We start from the raw sequence: 19,952 nt of genomic DNA, 5'->3' as shown, positions 1-19,952 counted from the left end.
GAGGTAAAACGTAAAATGGAAGACGGCAACTACTCAATAAGTCGTCATTGCGAGGAGGAACGACGAAGCAATCTCACTCCAATGATTTCAGTGATAGCATTTTTCCTTTTACTAATTTCACAATCATCCTTTGCACAAAAAAAGAGTAAAAATATGAACGATAAACAAATCGTTATATATCAGTTATTGCCCCGTTTATTCGGAAATAAAAACACAACGAACATCCCTTATGGCACCATTGAACAAAATGGTTCTGGGAAGTTTAATGATATTACAGATAAGGCCTTAGATGGCATTAAAGAGCTTCATGTAAATTACGTTTGGTACACTGGCGCCATTGCTCACGCCAGTTTAACCGATTATTCTGCTTATGGAATTAAGGTTGATGATGCCGATGTGGTTAAAGGCAGAGCGGGTTCGCCTTATGCTATTCGCGATTATTACGATGTAAATCCTGATTTGGCGGTCGATGTTAAAAACAGGATGAAAGAGTTTGAGGCTTTGGTGAAAAGAACGCATTCAAAAAATTTAAAAGTAATTATTGATTTTGTTCCGAATCACGTTGCCAGAAGTTATCATTCTTATGCCAAACCAAAAAATATTATAGATTTTGGTGCGAAGGATGATGTAACCAAAGGTTTCAGTGCGCAAAACGATTTCTATTATATTCCTGGTCAAAAGTTTTTAGTGCCCCAACATGAACCCAAGCAAACACCAATTTCTGCGTTGCAAGATGGCAAGTTTGATGAAAATCCTGCAAAGGCAACAGGGAATAATGCATTTGTTGCGCAGCCAAAATACGATGATTGGTTTGAAACAATCAAACTAAATTATGGAGTGGATTATCAAAATGGAGAAAAACAATATTTTGAACCTATTCCACCTGTTTGGACCAAAATGCGTGATATTTTAATCTATTGGACAAAAAAAGGCGTTGATGGTTTCCGCTGTGATATGGCCGAAATGGTGCCGATTGCTTTCTGGAACTGGGTTATTCCGCAGGTAAAAAAAGAGAATCCTGATTTGATTTTTCTGGGAGAAGCTTACAATCCACAGGTTTACAAGCAATATTTGGAAGAGGGTAAATTCGATTATTTATACGATAAAGTTGGACTTTATGATGGTCTGAAAAAATTGATTAGAAACGAACCATCTGCAGATGTAAAGGATATTCGTCATGTGTGGCAGGTAGAAAGCGCCGGTTTTGGCAAACACATGTTGCGCTTTTTAGAAAATCATGATGAAGAACGTATTGCATCGGTAGGCTTTGCAGAAAAAGCTGAATTGGCTTTACCTGCAATGGTGGTTTCGGCAACTTTAGGCTCGGGTCCGGTAATGCTTTACTTCGGACAAGAGGTTGGCGAATCAGGAAAAGGTGCCGAAGGCTTCGGAGGTGATGACAACCGAACCACAATTTTTGATTATTGGGGCGTTCCCAATCACCAGAAATGGATGAATGGAGGATTATTTGATGGTCATAAACTAAATGCTGCACAGCAAAGTTTAAGAGCTTACTACAAACAGTTGTTAAAAGTTACTTCAACAAGCGATGCAGTTGTAAACGGCGAAATTTATGATGTTCCACAAGCTGGAAATATGAATAACCGCATGTATGCTTTTATTCGTTATTCTGGTAAGCAACGTTTATTGGTAGTCGCTAATTTCGATAGAACGCAAACATTAGAAGCGAACTTCGAAATTCCTGATAGCATTTTAAAAGTTAAAAACTCATCTCCGGTTACGGATTTGTTAACTGATAAAAAATTAAATATACCCGTAGGAACGAGCATTCCTGTAAAACTTGCACCGGTATCGGCACAAGTGATAGAATTTTAGAATAACGAGAATTAACCGCAAAGAACGCAAAGATTATCGCTAAGAACACAAAGCATATATGCCCAGCTTTGCACCCTTTGCGTTATTCACTTAGCGCTCTTTGCGGTTAAACTAAACTAAACCAAATATAATGAGCTTAAAAACAATATTCGAGAACCCGAAATTAACGCTTGCACAAATTATCAATATGAGTGTCGGGTTTTTCGGAATCCAGTTCGGTTGGGATTTACAACGTGCCAACATGGGGCGTATTTACGAAAACCTTGGCGCCAATCCTGATCAGGTTCCCTTATTGTTTTTGGCAGCACCGCTGACTGGTCTATTGGTTCAGCCGATTATCGGTTATATGAGCGACAGAACTTGGCATCCGAAATGGGGAAGAAGAAGACCTTATTTTATGGTCGGTGCCATTGTGAGCAGTATTGCCTTAATTTTTATGCCACACAGTAGTGCCCTTTGGATGGCTGCTGGACTACTTTGGGTTTTAGATGTTTTTGGAAATATCGCAATGGAACCTTTCCGTGCTTTTGTTACTGATAAATTACCCGATAGCCAAGTTAACCGTGGTTTCATTATGCAAAGTATGATGATTGGTTTAGGTGGAAGTGTTGCCTCGGCATTGCCCTGGTTAATGAACAATGTATTCCATTTGCAAAATACTGCAGCACAAGGTAATATTCCCGATAACGTAAAAGTTTCATTTTATATCGGTGCGTTTTTCTTCTTTGCGGCGGTACTATGGACAGTTTTTACTACCAAGGAATATCCCCCACAAGATGTTGATTTTAAAGAAAAAGTTCGCGAAAGCAATAAAGGTTTTGGTGGTGGAGCAAAAGAGATTTTCCACGCATTGAGAAACATGCCAAAACGGATGCAAATCGTTTCTTTGGTTCAGTTTTTCACTTGGCCAGGTTTGTTCTTGATGTGGTTTTATTACACCACAGCAGTGGCGGTTAATGTTTTTGGCGGTAAAGATGCAGCCGATCCAGTTTACGCTCACGGTGCCGATTTCGGTAGTTTAACGCTAGCTTATTATAGTGTAATTACTTTCCTGTTTGCGTTGGTTTTACCAAAAATCGCTGATGCTTTAGGTCGTAAAACCACTCATGCCTTATGTTTACTTTGCGGGGCAATCGGGTTAATCAGTGTGGCTTGGGTACATGATAAAAACATGCTGTATTTGTGTATGACGGGTGTTGGAGTGGCTTGGGCAAGTATTCTTTCGATGCCTTACGCCATGTTAAGCGGTTCGTTACCCAAAGATAAAATCGGTATTTATATGGGGATTTTCAATTTCTTCATTGTATTGCCAGAGATTATTGCTTCACTTGGTTTTGGATGGTTAATGCGCAATGTGCTTAATAACGATAGACTTTTAGCTGTTCAGCTGGGTGGTGGATTAATGATTTTGGCAGCAATAATCTGTTATTTATTCATAAAAGAACCAAAAAAAGTAGACGACGTTTTAGCCGCTGAACTTGGAATAGAAGAAAATAGAGCGATATAAATAGACTACTCGTCATTGCGAGGCACGAAGCAATCTTATTACTATAGGTAGCCCAGCGAGCGCTTTAAGATTGCTTCGTGCCTCGCAATGACGACTCTAAATCTAACCAAATGAAAAAAATATTTTACTTATTGCTGTTAGTTACAGCTTTTAATACGGCTTGTAAAAAAGCATCAAGCGAAACTCCTGAAGTTGTTCCTGTGATACCCTCAGCAGATTTGCCAGCAGGTGCAAAGGATGGCGTCACTTTCATCAATAATGGAACATCAGCCATTGTAACGCTTTATGCGCCTGGAAAAACATCGGTTTCACTGATAGGGGAATTCAATGATTGGTCAACATCGGCTTCCATAATGAAGAAAGCATCTGACGGAAATACTTGTTGGATACAAATGGATAACCTAAATCCAAATACGGAATATGCCTATCAATTTTATGTTGATGGAAAATTAAAAGTTGCCGATCCCTATTGCGAAAAAATTCTAGATCCAGATAACGATAAATACATTTCGGCAACGGTTTATCCAAATTTAAAAGCTTATCCTACGGGAAAAACAACTGGTATTGTGAGTGTTATGCAAGCAAACCAACCAACATATACTTGGAAAAACACAAGTTTCAATCGACCTGAAAAAAACAATTTAGTTGTTTACGAATTGCTGATTCGCGATTTTACTACCGAACATAGTTACGCCTCTACATTGGCGAAATTGGATTATTTAACTGGATTGGGAATAAATGCCATCGAATTAATGCCGGTAAATGAGTTTGAGGGGAATTTGAGTTGGGGCTATAATCCATCGTTTTACTTTGCACCAGATAAATATTACGGAACAAAAACCGCACTTCAAAATTTTATAGATGAATGCCACGGAAAAGGAATTGCCGTAATTTTGGATATGGTGCTCAACCACTCATTTGGGCAATCGCCAATGGTTCAAATGTATTTTGACGGTTCTAAACCTACGGCAAATAGTCCTTGGTTTAATGTAGATCCAAAACATCCTTTTAATGTGGGCTACGATTTTAACCATGAAAGTGCAGCTACGAAAAAATTCTCAAAAGATGTAATTAAATTCTGGATGCAACAGTATAAAATTGATGGTTTCCGTTTTGATTTATCCAAAGGATTTACTCAGAAAGCTTCTACAGATGATTCGCAATTTAGGCTTTATGATGCGGGTCGTGTGGCTACCTGGAAAGATTATAACAGTTATATCAAAAGTTTGGATGCCAATAATTTCTATGTGATTTTGGAGCATTTTGCAGAGGAATCAGAAGAAAAAGTTTTGGCTGATGATGGCATGGTGCTTTGGAATAACCTCAATTACAATATGAATGAGGCTACAATGGGTTGGTTGGATAATTCTAATTTTCAGTGGGGATTCTACGGTAATCACGGCTTTGCAAAATCAGAAAACTTGGTTACTTATGGCGAGAGTCATGATGAAGAACGCTTAAATTTTAAGAACATCACTTATGGAAATACATCGGGCAGTTATGTAATTAAAGGAAACTTGGCTACATCTTTAAAGCGTGAGGAATTGGCTGCAGCATTTTTATTTGCCATTCCCGGACCGAAAATGGTTTGGCAATTTGGAGAGTTGGGTTACGATTATAGCATTAATTATAACAACGATAGAACTGGAGAAAAACCAATTAAATGGGATTATTACTCAGATCCGAATCGCAAGGCTTTGTATGATGCTTACGCTAAATTTATCCGTTTGAAAAAAAATAATAGCATTTTCAATTCTACCAATTCTACTTATAATTTAGCTGGTGGGATTAAATATATCAAACTTACTGAGGGCGCAAACGCAGTTGTGGTTATTGGTAATTTCGATGTGGTAAATCAGGCAGCAAACATCGATTTCGGAGCATCTGGAACTTGGTTGGATGCCGTTGGATCGAGCATCAGTCTAACTACCAATTCTTATACAAAAACTTTAGCACCGGGCGAATACCACATTTACAGCAAAACTGCCTTAAAGTAAAGTTAGATATTCATTTCTGAGCCGCAAGTTCACAGGTTTTACATAAAAATAAAATCTGCGGATCTGCGGCTTTCTTTGTAATAATCTTATGGTTTTTAGTTAATATTGCTTTAACAACTAATCACCCTAATGAACCACAAACTATCGCATCACTTATTATGGGAACGACTACGTGTTGGCGATAAAGATGCTTTTTTTGATCTCTACAAAGAATTATATTATCCATTGGTTAACTTCGGTATTCGTGTTTGTGCCGATGCAGATACTTCTAGCGAAGCTACCGATCTCGTTTTTACCACCATTTGGGATAAACATGAAACCTTAACTCGGGTGGATAATGTTGAAGCCTATCTCCGCACTTTTCTGAAACGTAAATTACTTCGAATATTAGAACGAAAGCGTAAAATCAACGACGCCCTTTTTAATGCAGGAGCGGATGGCGATTGGATGGAAATGAGTTATGAAGAGTTTATTGTAAAAGTGCAAAGCGATGAATTGGTAAAATATCAACTCAAAAATGCATTAGAAAAACTTACTTTCCGCCAAAAACAACTCATTCATTTAAAGTTTTTTGATGGATTGAGTTATGAGCAAATTGCCGAACAAAGCAATCAAAGCATAAAGACTGCTTACAACACCATTTACGATGCGCTAAAAATCTTAAGGAAAGAGTTTAATGCGTAATCCGACTTACGAAGTTTAGGTGGGATGTGAAATGGGGAACTTCGTCAGTCTTCAAGAAAGATTAAACTTCGTCATCTTTAATAAAGATTCTACAACTAAACTTTCGAAGTCTTTCCTCGCTTCTGTTCTTTGAGACTTCGGAAGTTGGATTTTTCGACTCACGAAGTTTAGGTGGGTTATGAAATGGGCAAACTTCTTAAGTCTTTAAGAAGATTCTGCGACTAAACTTTCGAAGTCTTTCCTGGCTTTTGGCCTTTGAGACTTCGCAAGTTGGATCGTTAAACTTAGAATCCTAAAAATTAAATTTCCTATTTCTTGCCATCGCCAACCCACATATTCCGTCATGTTAAAAAAAAGTTAAAATATCCTTAGGAAAAAGTAAAGCTTTTGGGCACTGATATATAAAAGGTGAATTATAATGGTTGATAGAAGTAAATTCAATGCAGAAGATTTTCTTGTCGATAGTACATTCCAGCAATATTGTGCCGGAACCGATAAGCTTTGCGTTGAATATTGGGATAAGTACAATAATGCCCATCCTGAGCAGGCTGAAGTGATTACAGAAGCGAAAAAATTATATGCGATTTTAAGTGGAAACAAACGCCAACAAAACAAACAATTGGAAGCTTTTAAAAAAAGCATGTTTCCAGAAGAAAAGGTGATCAGAATGAACCGCTTTCTTTGGCTGAAAATTGCTGCGGCAATTATAGTAATGGTTGGGGCGGCACTTTTATACGTAAGCTATAATAATTTCAAGCAAAGTGAATCTACTCAAGAAGTATTTACATGGGCAACAAAAGGTGGTGAGCGTAAGAAAATTCATTTATCAGATGGAACAGTTGTGCTCTTGAATGCTAAGAGCTCATTATCAATTATAAAAGGATTTAATAAAAAGACACGTGAAGTTAATTTAACAGGCGAGGCTTTTTTTGATGTGGTTCACTGCAAGGATGTGCCCTTTAAGGTTCATACGGAAGATTTTAATATCAACGTTTTAGGAACGGCTTTTAACGTAAAGGCATATCCAGATGAAGTAACTTCTGAAGCCACATTAATCCGTGGTTTAATTACCATGGAAGCTACAAATGGCAACGGCGGAACCATTACTTTGAGGCCTAGTCAGAAAGTTACGTTTTATAAAAATACGGTAACTCCACAGAAAGCAAAGCTCGTTAAGCCATCGTTATCACGACCAGAAATTACAATAAACCATTATACCTTAATAAAAGATAGTACGATTGTAGAAACCGCTTGGACCAAAAACCGGATAGAGATTTACGATCAGGATTTTGATGAGATTAAGAACATTTTGGAGAAATGGTATAATGTAGAAATTAAGTTTACCCATCCAGAATTAGAAAAGTATCGTTTTACGGCAACTTTCAGTAATGAAACCATAGACCAAGCTTTATCGGCATTACAAAAAGTAGAAAATTTCAAATATGAGATAAAAGGAAACCAAGTGATCATCTCAAAGTAGGAACAAAAAAAGGACGGTGTTGGAGCACCGCCCTTAACAGTTTTCTTCTTTGATTAATTAATGGCAGTTTATGCGCAAACAGATTGCTGCCAAGAACTTATGCAACCAAAAAAAACAAAAATATGATTTATTATTACTTACTGCAAGGGCATCCGAAATACCGGAGGCTTTTAAAATTCATTATGCTAATGAAATTGGCCTGTATTATGGTTTTCATTACTTGCCTTAATGTTTCTGCATCGGTTTTTTCTCAGGAAAAAATTTCTCTCGATGTAAAGAAAACAAAACTGGGCAAGGTTTTACAGATTATTGAGCAGCAAAGCAGTTACCATTTTGTTTACAGCTCTTCGTATGTTCCAGTAAATAAGGATGTAAGCATCACCGTTACCAATACTTTGGTAACCGATGTTTTGGCGGCCATACTGAATAGAACAAACTTGAAATACACTATTTCTGATGGTGGTTTAATTGTGATTAGTCGCAATAAAGAAGTTCCGATTTCGGGTACGGTTAAAGATGCACTTGGAGGTGCTTTGCCTGGTGCTAGTGTTCGTGTTAAAGGAACGGGTATCGGCACATCGACAGATATTAATGGAAAATTTGCCTTAAACGCACCTGAAAATGCAGTTTTGGTAATTTCTTACGCAGGTTTTCAGACAAAGGAAATTTCGATCGGTATTCAAACTACAATTGAGGTTGTATTGGCAGAAGACACCAAACAACTTACTGAGGTTGTCGTTACTGCCTTAGGTATCAAAAAAGAAAGAAGAGCATTAGGTTATTCGGTAACGCAAGTGGCTGGAGAAACACTAACTCAAGCGAGAGAAAATAATGTATTAAATTCGTTGGTTGGCAAGGTTGCTGGTTTAGATGTAAGTTCCACATCTGGAGGTGCAGGGGCCGCAACAAGCGTCGTAATTCGTGGCGTTTCTAGTTTGGGCCAAAGTAGTCAGCCTTTATATGTGATTAACGGTATTCCGATGGAAAGCGAACCTGTTGGTCGTTTCAATACCAATTCAGTTGGTAACTCTGGCGGACAATATGATAATTCACCCGATCGAGGTGATGCAATCAGTAACCTAAATCCTGATGATATTGAAAGCATCTCTGTACTTAAAGGAGCGGCTGCAGCGGCTTTATATGGTTATCGTGCTAAATCTGGGGTTATTTTAATCACCACAAAAAGCGGCAAAGGTAATAGCATAGAATTTAATAGTAATTATGTTGGAGAACAGGTAATGGATCGTACCAACTGGCAATATGTTTATGGTCAGGGCGTAAACGGACAAAAACCAACAACGCAATTAGCAGCGGCCTCTACGGGTGGTTCGAGTTGGGGCGCCCGTTTAGATGGATCGAATGTAATCCAATTTGATGGAGTAAGCAGACCTTACACTGCACAAGAAAACAATATCGAGGATTTCTATAAAACTGGAAATACCTTTACGAATACATTGGCCTTAAATAAAACTTTTACCGGAGGTGTAATCCGTGTTTCTGGTAGCGATTTGCATAATAATTCTGTTGTGCCTAATTCAGGTTTAAACAGGCAGAATTTTACCTTGGCAAGCACATTCGACCCGATTAAAAGACTGGTGATTGATGCTCGATTTAATTATATTTTGGAGCAGGCTAAAAATCGTCCGATGGTTTCTGATGGCGCTGGTAATGCCAATTACAACGCTGCATTTTTGCCAACAAGTATCAATATAAAAGATCTAGATCCTTGGAAAGATGGCAAGGGAAATGAGGTGTTATACAATACTGGCAATCCTTATGCTACTAATCCATGGTTTGCCGCGTACGAGTTTATTCACAACACCAAAAAGGAACGTTTATTAAGTTCTGCCAATGCAAAATATACTTTTGATAACGGTTTATTTTTGCAAGCTAGAGCTGGTAGAGATGCTTATACTGAAAATTATCTTGGTGTAACTCCTTCAGGAACTGGATACGATCCAGATGGGGGTTTCACAGAGCAACTTACTACTTTTTCTGATGTAAATGTGGATGGATTAATTGGTAAAAGCTTTAAAATTGATGATATCTCTATCACGCCAAATATTGGTGCCAGCTATCGCAGAACTAAGTCGGCACAAACTACAAATCAAGGTGCTTCATTTCAAATCCCTGGGATTTATACGCTAACCAATACGGGCGGTAAATCGGTCGGTGTTGTTCAAAGCGACCAAGAAACACAATCTGTGTATGGTACCTTAGAATTCACTTACAAAGATATATTCTATTTAACCGGAAGTGGTAGGAGCGATTGGTTCTCAACCTTGGCAACCCCGGGGAAAGATAATAAGCTTAGCGTATTTTATCCTGCAGTAAGTGGCTCATTTGTGTTTTCCGAATTGTGGAAACCATCTTTTTTAAGCTTTGGTAAGTTAAGGGCTGGTTATGCTGTTGTTGGTCAGGGTGCATTACCTTTTAAAACGCAATTGTATTATAACTTAAGAAGTGAAACCATAAACGGAACGCCGATTGGAAATATCGTTAACCCATCGATTCCGAATGCAAGCTTATTTGCCTCAAAAGCTAAGGAATTAGAGATTGGAACTGAGTTGCGTTTTTTTGGCGATCGATTAAACTTAGACGTAACTTGGTATAACAAAAAATCGACAGATGAAATTCTTGATGTGCCAACCTCTACAACCACAGGATATAGTGGCGCAACCTTAAATATTGGAGAGCTTCAAAACAAGGGAGTTGAGGCCTTGATTTCAGGGGTAGTTCTTAAAAATAAAGATTTCAATTGGACATCGAGTTTAAACGGTTCTTATAACGATAACAAGGTAATCACTTTAGCTCCTGGAGCAGCATCACAGTTATTGGCAACATCCAGAAGCGGAGTAGGTTTCTTACAAAACGTTGCTGGTTTGGCTGGAGCGCAAGTTATGGCTTATGATGCCCTTTATGATGCCAGTGGTAATATCGTAAAAGATACCAATGGGGTTCCGCAAAGAGGTGAGTTAAAACCGTACGGTTCGGCCTACAATAAATGGTCTGCTGGTTGGAACAACGAATTCAGCTACAAAGGCGTTAATTTATCATTTTTGATTGATGGGAAATGGGGAGGAAAGATTTTTTCAGCTACTGATTATTATGGTTATGTATTTGGTTTGCATCAAGCTACGCTCGAAAATCGTGATGCACTCGGAAATAATGCCGCGAATTATTACAGCACTTATGCCAATAATGTCTCGAAACAATTTGTACAAGATGCAAGCTTTATCAAGTTCAGGCAGGTGATTTTGGGCTATAATTTCCCAGCAAAAATGTTCAATAACAAGATTAAGGGCTTAAACTTAAGTTTCGTTGGGCGTAACTTATTTATTATCATGAAGAAAACCGATAACATCGATCCGGAATCTAGCTACAACGCAACCATTCCTGGAATGGAGTTAGGCGGCGTGCCTCCTGTGCGTACTTATGGTTTAAATTTAAGTGTTAAGTTATAATCCTTTAAACGAATTGAAAATGAAAACGATCATAAAATTATACGTACCACTTTTATTATCTGGGTTAGCACTGATAACCAGTTGTACTAAAGACTTCGAAAAAATAAATACCGATCCCGTTTCGGTTGGGCAAGAACAATATAATCCCAATTATCTCTTATCAACAGCACAATTAAATTACACCGGAAGCATCGATTTTGCTTACGAAACCTGGAGGGGGAATTTAATTTATGCCGCAACGATGATGCAGGGAATGTCATCAGTAATTGGTTATTGGGCTGGAGACAAATACATGCTAAATGAGGGTTACACTGCTGCTTATTGGGAAAAGGCTTATCCAGATCAGGTAAAATATGCTGCCGATTTGGTAGAATTTACCAAAGGGAAACCACAATACAATAACGTTTATCAAATGGGCAGAATTTGGAAAGCCTTAATTTTTGAAAGGTTAACTGATTTGTATGGCGATGTTCCTTATTTCGATGCCGGAAAAGGTTACTATACCGCCAACTTATATCCGAAGTATGATGCGCAACAGGCCATTTATGCCGATCTTTTGAAAGAGGTAGATGAAGCTGGAAATGCTTTAAATGCAGGTGGAGATGCAGTAACTGGCGACCTGGTATATGGAGGCGATGTTGCTAAATGGAAGCGTTTTGCAAGTAGTTTAATGTTGCGTATGGCAATGCGCCTAACAAAAGCCGATGCAGCCTTGGCACAAACCTATATTAACAAGGCAGTTGGTAAAACCATGACTGGCGATGGCGACAATGCGATCTTTAAGCACGATGCTAATGGTGGCCGTGTAACGCAAAATAGAAATGCACAGGTTTTACTAGGAGATGGTGGTCAGGAGAATTATTATACCAGATGGAGCAGCACTTTCATCAACTTTTTAAAAACGAATAACGATCCACGTTTAAGTAAGGTTGCGGTAACTAAATTGTATTTAACTGATCTTACAAAAGATCAAAATCCTGCATTTATAACTTCCGCTGCTGTTCAAAAAGGAATGCCAAACGGTAAGGATTTAAGTGGTATTGCTGGTAGAGATGTTCGTCAGGATGCTTCTTACACCGATTTTACGGATTATTCTTCACCAAATCCGGGTATGCTGAAACGCAATGGAAGTACATTTATTTTAACTTATGCAGAAACCGAATTGCTTTGGGCAGAAGCGGCACAGCGTTATAGTATTGGCGGTTCAGCTGCTACACATTATAATGCTGGCGTTACCTCAGCCATGACTTTTCTTTCTCAATACGATGCTACAATGGCCTTAACCGCTAGCGATGCAAATACTTACTTAACAGCTCATCCTTATGTTGCCGCTAATGGATTGGATATGATCGCTACACAATATTGGGCACATACCATTACCATGCTCGATTTTTATGAGGCTTGGTCGAATTGGAGAAGAACAGGAATTCCAGCTTTGGTTCCTATTGTGTATCCAAATACAAATACTGGCGGTTCAATTCCTCGCCGTTTCCCATATCCACTTGGAGAAAATGTTACCAATGCTGCGAATTATAAGGCAGCTTCTTCGTCCGTTCCTGGCGGAGATAAACTCGTAGGTAAGGTTTGGTGGGATAAATAATTAAATAGTCTCGATTTTTTTTACAAGCCGGTATCGAATATTTTCGATATCGGCTTTTTTTATTGAGGTGTTTTTCGATTTTAGAAAACTCATTAATCAAACGTTTGTGCTGTAATTTATCACGATTTTGACACTGTCTAGCAATATGTTTTTGATTGAAAAGGAATCTCTATTTTTTGACTTTATATAAGCTCATAATACATTGTTAATGTGTTATTTGAGGCTTCTGGATGGCTTTTTTATATTCAGCCTAATCAAACGTTTGCGCATTGTTTAGTTAAAATATGTTAAATGTTTGCCCTTACCTTTAGATGACAAACAGATTCGATATCCCTAAGAATTTTTGTCGCTTACTTTTTTTGTAGGCAAAACGGAAAAGGAAACTAATCACAACTAAATAAATTTTCTATGATCAAATTTTACACCCGAAAAATCGGCTTGCTCGCCGTTTTTCTACTCGTTGTTGCGTCCGTAACAGCGCAGTTAAAAATCACCGGAGTTGTCAGGGGATCTGATGACGGCTTAACCTTGCCGGGCGTTTCGGTAAAGGTTAAAGGCGCCGCCACAGCAACAAGTACCGATGATAAAGGTAGATTTAGCATTGCAGCTACAAGCGATGCAGTGTTAATTTTCTCCTATGTTGGCTACAAGGCCAAGGAAGTAGCTGTTTCTGGGAAGAGTGAAATTAATGTTTCACTAGTTTCTGATGCAAAATCATTGACCGATGTTGTGGTGGTAGGTTATCAAGCAGTGAAGAGAAAAAACTCTACTGCTGCATTAGCTACAGTAACCAGTAAGGATATCGAAAATTTGCCAGCTGCCAGTGTTGATGTGCTTTTACAAGGTAAGTTGCCAGGCGTAAATGTTCAAAATTTTACGGGTCAGCCAGGCGTAAGCACATCTTTAATGGTTAGGGGAAACACAAGAATCATGTCTTCTGGAGAATTTGATGGAGATAGGGCGTTTAGTAATCCTCTATATGTAATCGATGGTTTACCAATATCCGATGATGAAGTTGAAGCTTTCAGCCAGACTGGAACCAACTTTTTAACTTCTCTAAATCCAAATGATGTAGAGTCTATTGATGTATTAAAAGACGCATCTGCCGCAGCAATTTATGGATCGCGTGGCGCAAATGGAGTTATATTAATTAGAACCAAAAGAGGTGTTGCTGGCGTTCCAAAAGTAAGTTTTAATACCTATTACGGCGTGGTAAGGCAGCCAAATTTTTTGGAAACTGTAATTGGTGCAGAAGAGCGTAGACGTAAATTAGAACTCATCTATCATTATGGGAATCCTACCCAAATTGCAAATGGACAGCCAATTATGCTCACAGATAGTTTAAATCCATCATTTAATAATAATAACAATTGGCAAGATTTATTCTATCAAAATGGAACAGTATCTAATCAAGATCTTGCCATCTCTGGTGGAAGTGATAAATTTAATTACCGAGTTGGTGTAGGTCATTACAATGAAAAGGGAATAATTAAGGCAACTGGTTATGAACGTTATTCCGTTAATGCGAATTTGGGTGCAAACTTTAGCGAAAAGTTCCAGATGCAAACCTCATTACGTTTAAGTAGAGGAATTCGGATGGTTGGTAGAGTAAGGCCAGGTGAGCAAGGCTATCGCAATGCTTTCCAGATTAGTCCAATTAGTATGCCCTCCTCATTATTTTATCTGTCCGATCAAGATCGAGCAGATATTGAGACGCCCTACGAATCGGTTAGAAACAGCAATGCCGATAATAATGTGAGTATGGTAACTAAATTAACGTACAATATTGTTAAGAACTTATCTTTCAATACCGAAGCTGCAGTTAATTATAGTTCATCAAAAAGAGATTTCTTTAGTCCGGCCCGTAGTGAGTCTGACGGATTAGCTTATGCATACTCTGGTTTTAGTGAAGGCTTAAAGTATTTAATTACCAATACAGTTTTATACAATTTTTCTATCAATGAAAACCATAATTTAAACTTCTTGGCAGGGCAAGCATTCGAAAAAAGAGATAATCAATCACTAAGAGTAGCCGGAAATGGTGTGCCAAATGATAATATTAAAGTAGTCTCAGGTGTTGCCCAAGGCAATGTGGGGGGTAACTCTGATCACTCCACTTACGCTAAATTATCTTTCTTTGGAAGTGCGCACTATGATTTTCAAGAAAAATACCTTTTCGATTCATATATCAGAGCTGATGCATCTTCTAGATTTGGCCGTGATAATCGTTGGGCAGTATTCCCATCTTTTTCAGCTGCGTGGATTGCAACAGAAGAAAATTTTATGAAAAACTTAAGCTGGGTCGATTTAGCTAAAGTAAGGTTTAGCTGGGGTTTAAGTGGTGATGAAGCCAGTATTGGAGATAATGATCGGTATAATAGTTTTGCACTTGGACAAGCTGGTTACGATGGAAGTTATAATGGGTCATCTGATGCAGGAACATATAACGGTGTACCAGTAATTTATCCAAATTTCGATAAGCTAACCAATAACAATTTAACTTGGGAACAATCGGCTCAAACCAATATCGGTTTAGACTTAGAGTTTTTTAAGCGCAGGTTGAGCTTAACAGTTGATGCTTATGTTAGAAATACAACTGGGCAGATGCTAAAAGTTCTAGTTCCTGAAACCTCTGGCTATAGTACATCTTTAAGCAACGCTGCAGGCGTGAGGAACAGTGGTTTAGAATTTCAGATTAGTGGAAGAGTTTTTAAGCCTGAAGCCGCATTTCAATGGAGCCCATCCATTAATATTTCATTCAATAGAAATATGGTCACTTCATTACCAAATGGTAATCGGGATTTGATTAGTAGTGGTCCAAACGGAACAACTATTTATGTGGTAGGAAAGCCATTAAATATGTATCGCATGTATGTTACCGATGGCGTTATCAACTCGATTAATGATTTATTGGTAAATCCATACACAGGCCAAGTAGGTGCTACAAAATGGGGAACATTGCTATTAGGAATGCCGAAATGGCGTGATATAAGCGGAGATTATAAAATTTCTGACAACAATGGTGAAGATGATAGAACTTTCTATGGTGATCCAAATCCTAAGGCAACAGGAGGGATTAATAATGCTTTCCGTTATAAAAATTTTTCATTATCAATCTTTACTACATTTACACTAGGCAGAACAATTGTTAACAATACCCTTGCGCAAAGGCTGTCAAACGGATTGTTTTACGGCAAGCCTGAAGATTTAGCCAGAGCATCAATTGGAGATTACGAACAGTATAATTATTGGCGCAACGCTGGCGATAATGCAACTTTTCCTGCCTTAAATCCATTCGCAGGATTATACGTATTTAGAGCTGAACAAACATTTTATGTTGAGCCAGGTTGGTATGTTAGGATTAAGAATGTAAACCTTGGCTACGATTTTACACCACAGAAAAACCTGTGGATGAAGAAATTAAGTCTTAATCGCTTGAAACTTTATGCGATGGTGGATAACCTAGTGATGTTTCAAAAATTCTCGGGTATAGATGCAGAAGCGGTTAATGCTCAAGGATATGACTTCGGAGATGGATATCCAATTCCGAAAAAATATACATTTGGTTTGCAGGTAGAATTTTAAATATTAAGAGGATGAAAACAAAAAATATAAAAGCAAACGGCGGTTTATTTATGATCGCGATGCTATTGATCATATTAATCTCTCCATCTTGTAAAAAGGCGTTAGATAATGAGCTAGACAATGCAACTTACGATGATAAATTTTGGAAAACAGAAGCGGATGCACAAGGCGCCATAAGTGGAGCTTATGCACTTTTAAGAACAAGTTTGTATAAGGATAATGCTTTCTTTATTTGGGGTGATCTGCCAGTTGGTGAAATTCAAACATTTGATACAAATATGCAGGGCCCTTATTTAAGCGGAAATTTGGCAGCAGTTTATTATCGAGAAGAAGGAGCACACAACTGGACAAATTGGTATAAGGTAATTAATGTCTGCAATTTGGTTATCGATAAGGTACCATCAATTCCAGATGCATCATTCGCAAATGGTACAAAAGGTAAAAATTATGTAATCGGAGAAGCATATTTTCTAAGAGCTTTGTGTTACTTTTATTTAGCACGCGTTTGGGGAGATGTTCCATTACAGAATGTTCCAATCTACACTGCAGAAGAAATTAAATATCTGCCCCAATCGCCAGAAGATGTAATTACCAAACAGGTTCAGAGCGATGCTGGTAAAGCATCGGCATTGCTAACTTTTGAGGGTACCGCCCAATACCGTAGAGCAAGGGCTAATAAGGGTGCAGCTTTAGCATTACTTGCTCATGTTAGTGCTTGGCGTCATGAATATGATAAAACAGTTTTATATACCGATTCTATTATTAGTAGAGTAGATACGTATAAGCTAGAAACAGCCGATAACATTAGATTAGCTTTCAAAAATTCATTCTCAACGGAAAATATATTTGTTATAACGGCAAGTAATTCCAATAATGAGGCGAACTTTTCTATCCCTAACTATTCTGAAGCTATAGGTTTTAAGACGCTAACCTCGCCTTATCTAACTACAGTAACGGGTATTCCGCTGTATTTTGTTAACTATGATTATTTATACACTATCTATCCAAACGATAATGATGCAAGATTGGCAAATTTTTATGGCTATAGTAGTAGTGCAGATGTTGATCTTTTAATAAAATATAGCGACGTTGGTTTTAAGACTCCCAATCAGCCATTTATAGAAAGCAACTTAATCATTTATCGGTTGGCTGACATGTATTTGTTAAAAGCAGAAGCACTAAACTTTCTAACCCGTGATCCTGAGGCTAGAACTGCGCTTAATGTAGTTAGAGAAAGGGCCAATACAGATGTTACTGCACTTTCAGGTAACTTGTTGAAGATAGAAATTATGAATGAGCGAATTAGAGAGTTAGCCGGCGAGGGCCAAAATTTCTTCGACGGTGTAAGAATGAATCGTAGTCCTGTTTGGATGACTGATGCCAGAAAAGCATTAAAGGGTTGGAGATGGCCAATCGCAAACAGCATTCTACAAAACAATAATTTAATTAACCAGACCGAATTTTGGAAAGGCAAATATTAATAAGACATAATATGAAGAAGTATATATTTTTAATTTTTTCGGCCATCATCGTCATGTTTGGTTGTAAAAAAGGAAATGGAATTATAGATGGAGGATTAAGTAATCCAAAAGTTAATATGACAACTTACGATTTCTTAAAATCTCACAATAAGAAAGTTTTTGATACCACATTGATGGTTATTGATAAGGCTGGGATGAAAGATATGATCAATGGTGATGTCACTTTCTTTGTTCCAAATAACTACTCCATTAATAATTTTTTGAATATTAAAAGAGCCGAATTGAGGGAGATTGATGAAAACAACAACTATACATTAGATTCATTATTTAAGTATTTCACTCCCAAAATGCTTCGCGATTCTTTAGGGATCTATGTTTTTCAAGGCAAGATATCTTATCCACAATTAACTGAAAATGGAAAAATTTACCATCCTGTAGTTTCCGCTAAAGAGAATTTTTTAATCTCCTATACTAAAACTCCAGGCTTTACAGTTGATGGAATTATCACCACAGAAGCAAGGCTTGTTTATTTTGTTAAAGTATTAGGAGAGGTTGATATCATTGTTGATGGTAAGACCCAAGACCCAAGTGGGGATGAAGCTTTATTAGATAGAGCTGCAGTATGTCAAACCTCAGGCATCGAAACTACAAATGGTATTGTTCACGTGCTACAAAATTTTCATCCTTGGACTTTCAAGATAAAAGATAACTAAAATGAAAAAGATATATTTATATGCAGGACTACTTTGTTTAGTTGTTACTGCTATTAGCTTTAATGCTTGCAGAAAGGTTAAGGAAGGATTTTTAAGTGACTATTTAAGGTATTCTTCAAACCCATTAAGGGTAAATGCTGGCCAATTTTATATTTCTCAAGGCTTAATTCCCGATGCATCTACACCACCGTTTAAGGTGACTTTATTGGATGTGCGAAATAAGGCTACTGGAAAGCGTCAACAAGAATTTTTTAACCTCTACAACGTAGATATTTGGACATTGCCATACGACCCTACAACAGATACAACGCTGGCATTAATTAATAAAAAACGTACCACAGTGAAGAAAACACCATTCGAGATCGCTCCAGTGAGTGGGCAAATGGTATTTAATGAAGCCAGTAATAATATTCCATCAGGAGAATATCTATTAGATTTACAGGTCGAAAATCCGAATGGCACTAAAGTCTACAATAATATATGTACAATTATTTTATCACCACAGGTTGAATACGAATATATCAATGCACCTTATGCTTTAGCTGTTGAGGCCAATAGTGAAACTGCTGTTAGGTTTGCTTATGATGCTGATTGGATCAATGCAGCAGTGGGTAGATCTACAACCGCTTGGTTGAGAATTAAGCGGGTTGCTGATTCACCAAATCAGGTAGCATTGAAATTTGTTGATAAAAATGGAGCATTATTTGCCCCGTCAGAATATAAGCAAAGACCAAATGGAAACAGCTTCTTAAAAACCCTATCAACTTTTGCCTATAAAACTACTGTTACTGATACAGCTGTACTGTATGACTATGCTACAACACCATTCCCATCATTATATTGGGATGGGCAAAGCAATGGTATTAACTGTTATTATAGGATAAATGCAAGTAACATTGCCTCTATTGACACAGCTTCTGCTGCAGGTTGGAATCCTCCAAATGATCTTCCGTATGGAACTTGGGCAAAAAGACCTGTTAAATTAAATGTGAGGTTTAATACCAGAATTAATAGACCTGGAAAATACATTTATGAGATAATGTTAAAGGCTACCAAGAAATAATTAATACACTTAAACTAAAAGCAAATGAAAAATCGTAATTTAATAATGCTGTTAATAACAACAATTTGCGCATTTGGAAATTTAAGCGCAGATGCTAAATTTGAAAGTAAATTAGTATCCCCACCAATAATCGTTACTAAAACTTTTTATGCTGATAATGGCGTAATCTGCACAGCGAGTTTGCAATATAATTCAGGACAACTTTATAATAACGTAAAGGCCACGGTACAAGGCGTTACGATAAATTTAGTAAATGTATCCCATTCTGGCGGTACAATTAATGCTGATGGTTGGGAGGGAGTCATTATAAATGGCGACATAGAATATCATATTAAGTTATTGATAACTGGTAGTTTCACTATTGGCTGGCAGATCAACCAAGCTAAAGCAGAAACCATAGTATAAAGTCATAAACCCTAATTAATTACAATCCCCTTAAATCGCCGACATTGCCAAAACCAATGTCGGCTTTTTTTTATGCGTAACATTTCTAATGTGAGTTTTGATTAACGCTGCTTTAATTTGATATTTATAAACCAAAC

General features: G+C 37.7%; 12 protein-coding genes. All 12 read left to right on the top strand.

Translation table 11 applies throughout. The annotated features are described in order from the left end of the window. Nucleotides 1-153 precede the first annotated feature (153 nt). The 12 genes from EZ449_RS07290 (at nt 154) to EZ449_RS07235 (ending at nt 19,815) form a co-directional block, all read left to right on the top strand. Complete coding sequence (locus EZ449_RS07290) at nt 154-1,836, top strand: alpha-amylase family glycosyl hydrolase (protein WP_225872254.1); 1,683 nt, start codon at nt 154-156, stop codon at nt 1,834-1,836. A gap of 130 nt (nt 1,837-1,966) precedes the next feature. Then, complete coding sequence (locus tag EZ449_RS07285) at nt 1,967-3,343, top strand: MFS transporter (RefSeq protein ID WP_131557309.1); 1,377 nt, start codon at nt 1,967-1,969, stop codon at nt 3,341-3,343. 110 nt (nt 3,344-3,453) lie between these two features. Further along, nucleotides 3,454-5,340, top strand: a complete 1,887-nt coding sequence (locus tag EZ449_RS07280) for an alpha-amylase family glycosyl hydrolase (protein ID WP_131557308.1) — start codon at nt 3,454-3,456, stop codon at nt 5,338-5,340. 129 nt (nt 5,341-5,469) lie between these two features. Next, nucleotides 5,470-6,024 carry an RNA polymerase sigma factor gene (locus tag EZ449_RS07275; protein WP_131557307.1) on the top strand — a complete coding sequence of 185 codons (555 nt, stop codon included), beginning with the start codon at nt 5,470-5,472 and terminating at the stop codon, nt 6,022-6,024. A 418-nt stretch (nt 6,025-6,442) separates the two neighbouring features. Continuing rightward, complete coding sequence (locus tag EZ449_RS07270) at nt 6,443-7,504, top strand: FecR family protein (RefSeq protein ID WP_131557306.1); 1,062 nt, start codon at nt 6,443-6,445, stop codon at nt 7,502-7,504. Between the two features lie 188 nt (nt 7,505-7,692). After that, complete coding sequence (locus EZ449_RS07265; protein ID WP_225872253.1) at nt 7,693-10,968, top strand: SusC/RagA family TonB-linked outer membrane protein; 3,276 nt, start codon at nt 7,693-7,695, stop codon at nt 10,966-10,968. Nucleotides 10,969-10,987: 19 nt separating this feature from the next. Beyond that, nucleotides 10,988-12,568 carry a SusD/RagB family nutrient-binding outer membrane lipoprotein gene (locus EZ449_RS07260; protein WP_131557304.1) on the top strand — a complete coding sequence of 527 codons (1,581 nt, stop codon included), beginning with the start codon at nt 10,988-10,990 and terminating at the stop codon, nt 12,566-12,568. A gap of 408 nt (nt 12,569-12,976) precedes the next feature. Further along, nucleotides 12,977-16,153, top strand: coding sequence for a SusC/RagA family TonB-linked outer membrane protein (locus EZ449_RS07255; RefSeq protein ID WP_131557303.1), 3,177 nt, complete (start codon nt 12,977-12,979; stop codon nt 16,151-16,153). A gap of 11 nt (nt 16,154-16,164) precedes the next feature. Beyond that, a complete protein-coding gene (locus EZ449_RS07250) occupies nt 16,165-17,634 on the top strand; it encodes a RagB/SusD family nutrient uptake outer membrane protein (protein ID WP_131557302.1) in 1,470 nt (489 codons plus the stop codon). Between the two features lie 11 nt (nt 17,635-17,645). Beyond that, complete coding sequence (locus tag EZ449_RS07245) at nt 17,646-18,347, top strand: fasciclin domain-containing protein (protein WP_131557301.1); 702 nt, start codon at nt 17,646-17,648, stop codon at nt 18,345-18,347. A 1-nt stretch (nt 18,348) separates the two neighbouring features. Then, nucleotides 18,349-19,410 carry a DUF5007 domain-containing protein gene (locus tag EZ449_RS07240; protein WP_131557300.1) on the top strand — a complete coding sequence of 354 codons (1,062 nt, stop codon included), beginning with the start codon at nt 18,349-18,351 and terminating at the stop codon, nt 19,408-19,410. Between the two features lie 24 nt (nt 19,411-19,434). Further along, nucleotides 19,435-19,815 (top strand): hypothetical protein, encoded by a 381-nt coding sequence (locus EZ449_RS07235; protein WP_131557299.1) that lies wholly within the window; start codon nt 19,435-19,437, stop codon nt 19,813-19,815. Nucleotides 19,816-19,952: the final 137 nt, after the last annotated feature.

It is taken from the genome of Pedobacter frigidisoli (assembly GCF_004331675.1).
In the GTDB taxonomy this organism is placed as follows: domain Bacteria; phylum Bacteroidota; class Bacteroidia; order Sphingobacteriales; family Sphingobacteriaceae; genus Pedobacter; species Pedobacter frigidisoli.
This window is presented reverse-complemented; position numbering and strand designations above follow the sequence as displayed.

Excerpts from the sequence above, each read along its gene's own strand:
- EZ449_RS07235 (WP_131557299.1), top strand. The coding sequence starts at position 19,435 with ATGAAAAATCGTAATTTAATAATGCTGTTAATAACAACAATTTGCGCA.
- EZ449_RS07240 (WP_131557300.1), top strand. The coding sequence starts at position 18,349 with ATGAAAAAGATATATTTATATGCAGGACTACTTTGTTTAGTTGTTACT.
- EZ449_RS07275 (WP_131557307.1), top strand. The coding sequence starts at position 5,470 with ATGAACCACAAACTATCGCATCACTTATTATGGGAACGACTACGTGTT.
- EZ449_RS07285 (WP_131557309.1), top strand. The coding sequence starts at position 1,967 with ATGAGCTTAAAAACAATATTCGAGAACCCGAAATTAACGCTTGCACAA.
- EZ449_RS07265 (WP_225872253.1), top strand. The coding sequence starts at position 7,693 with ATGAAATTGGCCTGTATTATGGTTTTCATTACTTGCCTTAATGTTTCT.
- EZ449_RS07245 (WP_131557301.1), top strand. The coding sequence starts at position 17,646 with ATGAAGAAGTATATATTTTTAATTTTTTCGGCCATCATCGTCATGTTT.
- EZ449_RS07255 (WP_131557303.1), top strand. The coding sequence starts at position 12,977 with ATGATCAAATTTTACACCCGAAAAATCGGCTTGCTCGCCGTTTTTCTA.
- EZ449_RS07260 (WP_131557304.1), top strand. The coding sequence starts at position 10,988 with ATGAAAACGATCATAAAATTATACGTACCACTTTTATTATCTGGGTTA.
- EZ449_RS07290 (WP_225872254.1), top strand. The coding sequence starts at position 154 with ATGAACGATAAACAAATCGTTATATATCAGTTATTGCCCCGTTTATTC.
- EZ449_RS07250 (WP_131557302.1), top strand. The coding sequence starts at position 16,165 with ATGAAAACAAAAAATATAAAAGCAAACGGCGGTTTATTTATGATCGCG.
- EZ449_RS07280 (WP_131557308.1), top strand. The coding sequence starts at position 3,454 with ATGAAAAAAATATTTTACTTATTGCTGTTAGTTACAGCTTTTAATACG.
- EZ449_RS07270 (WP_131557306.1), top strand. The coding sequence starts at position 6,443 with ATGGTTGATAGAAGTAAATTCAATGCAGAAGATTTTCTTGTCGATAGT.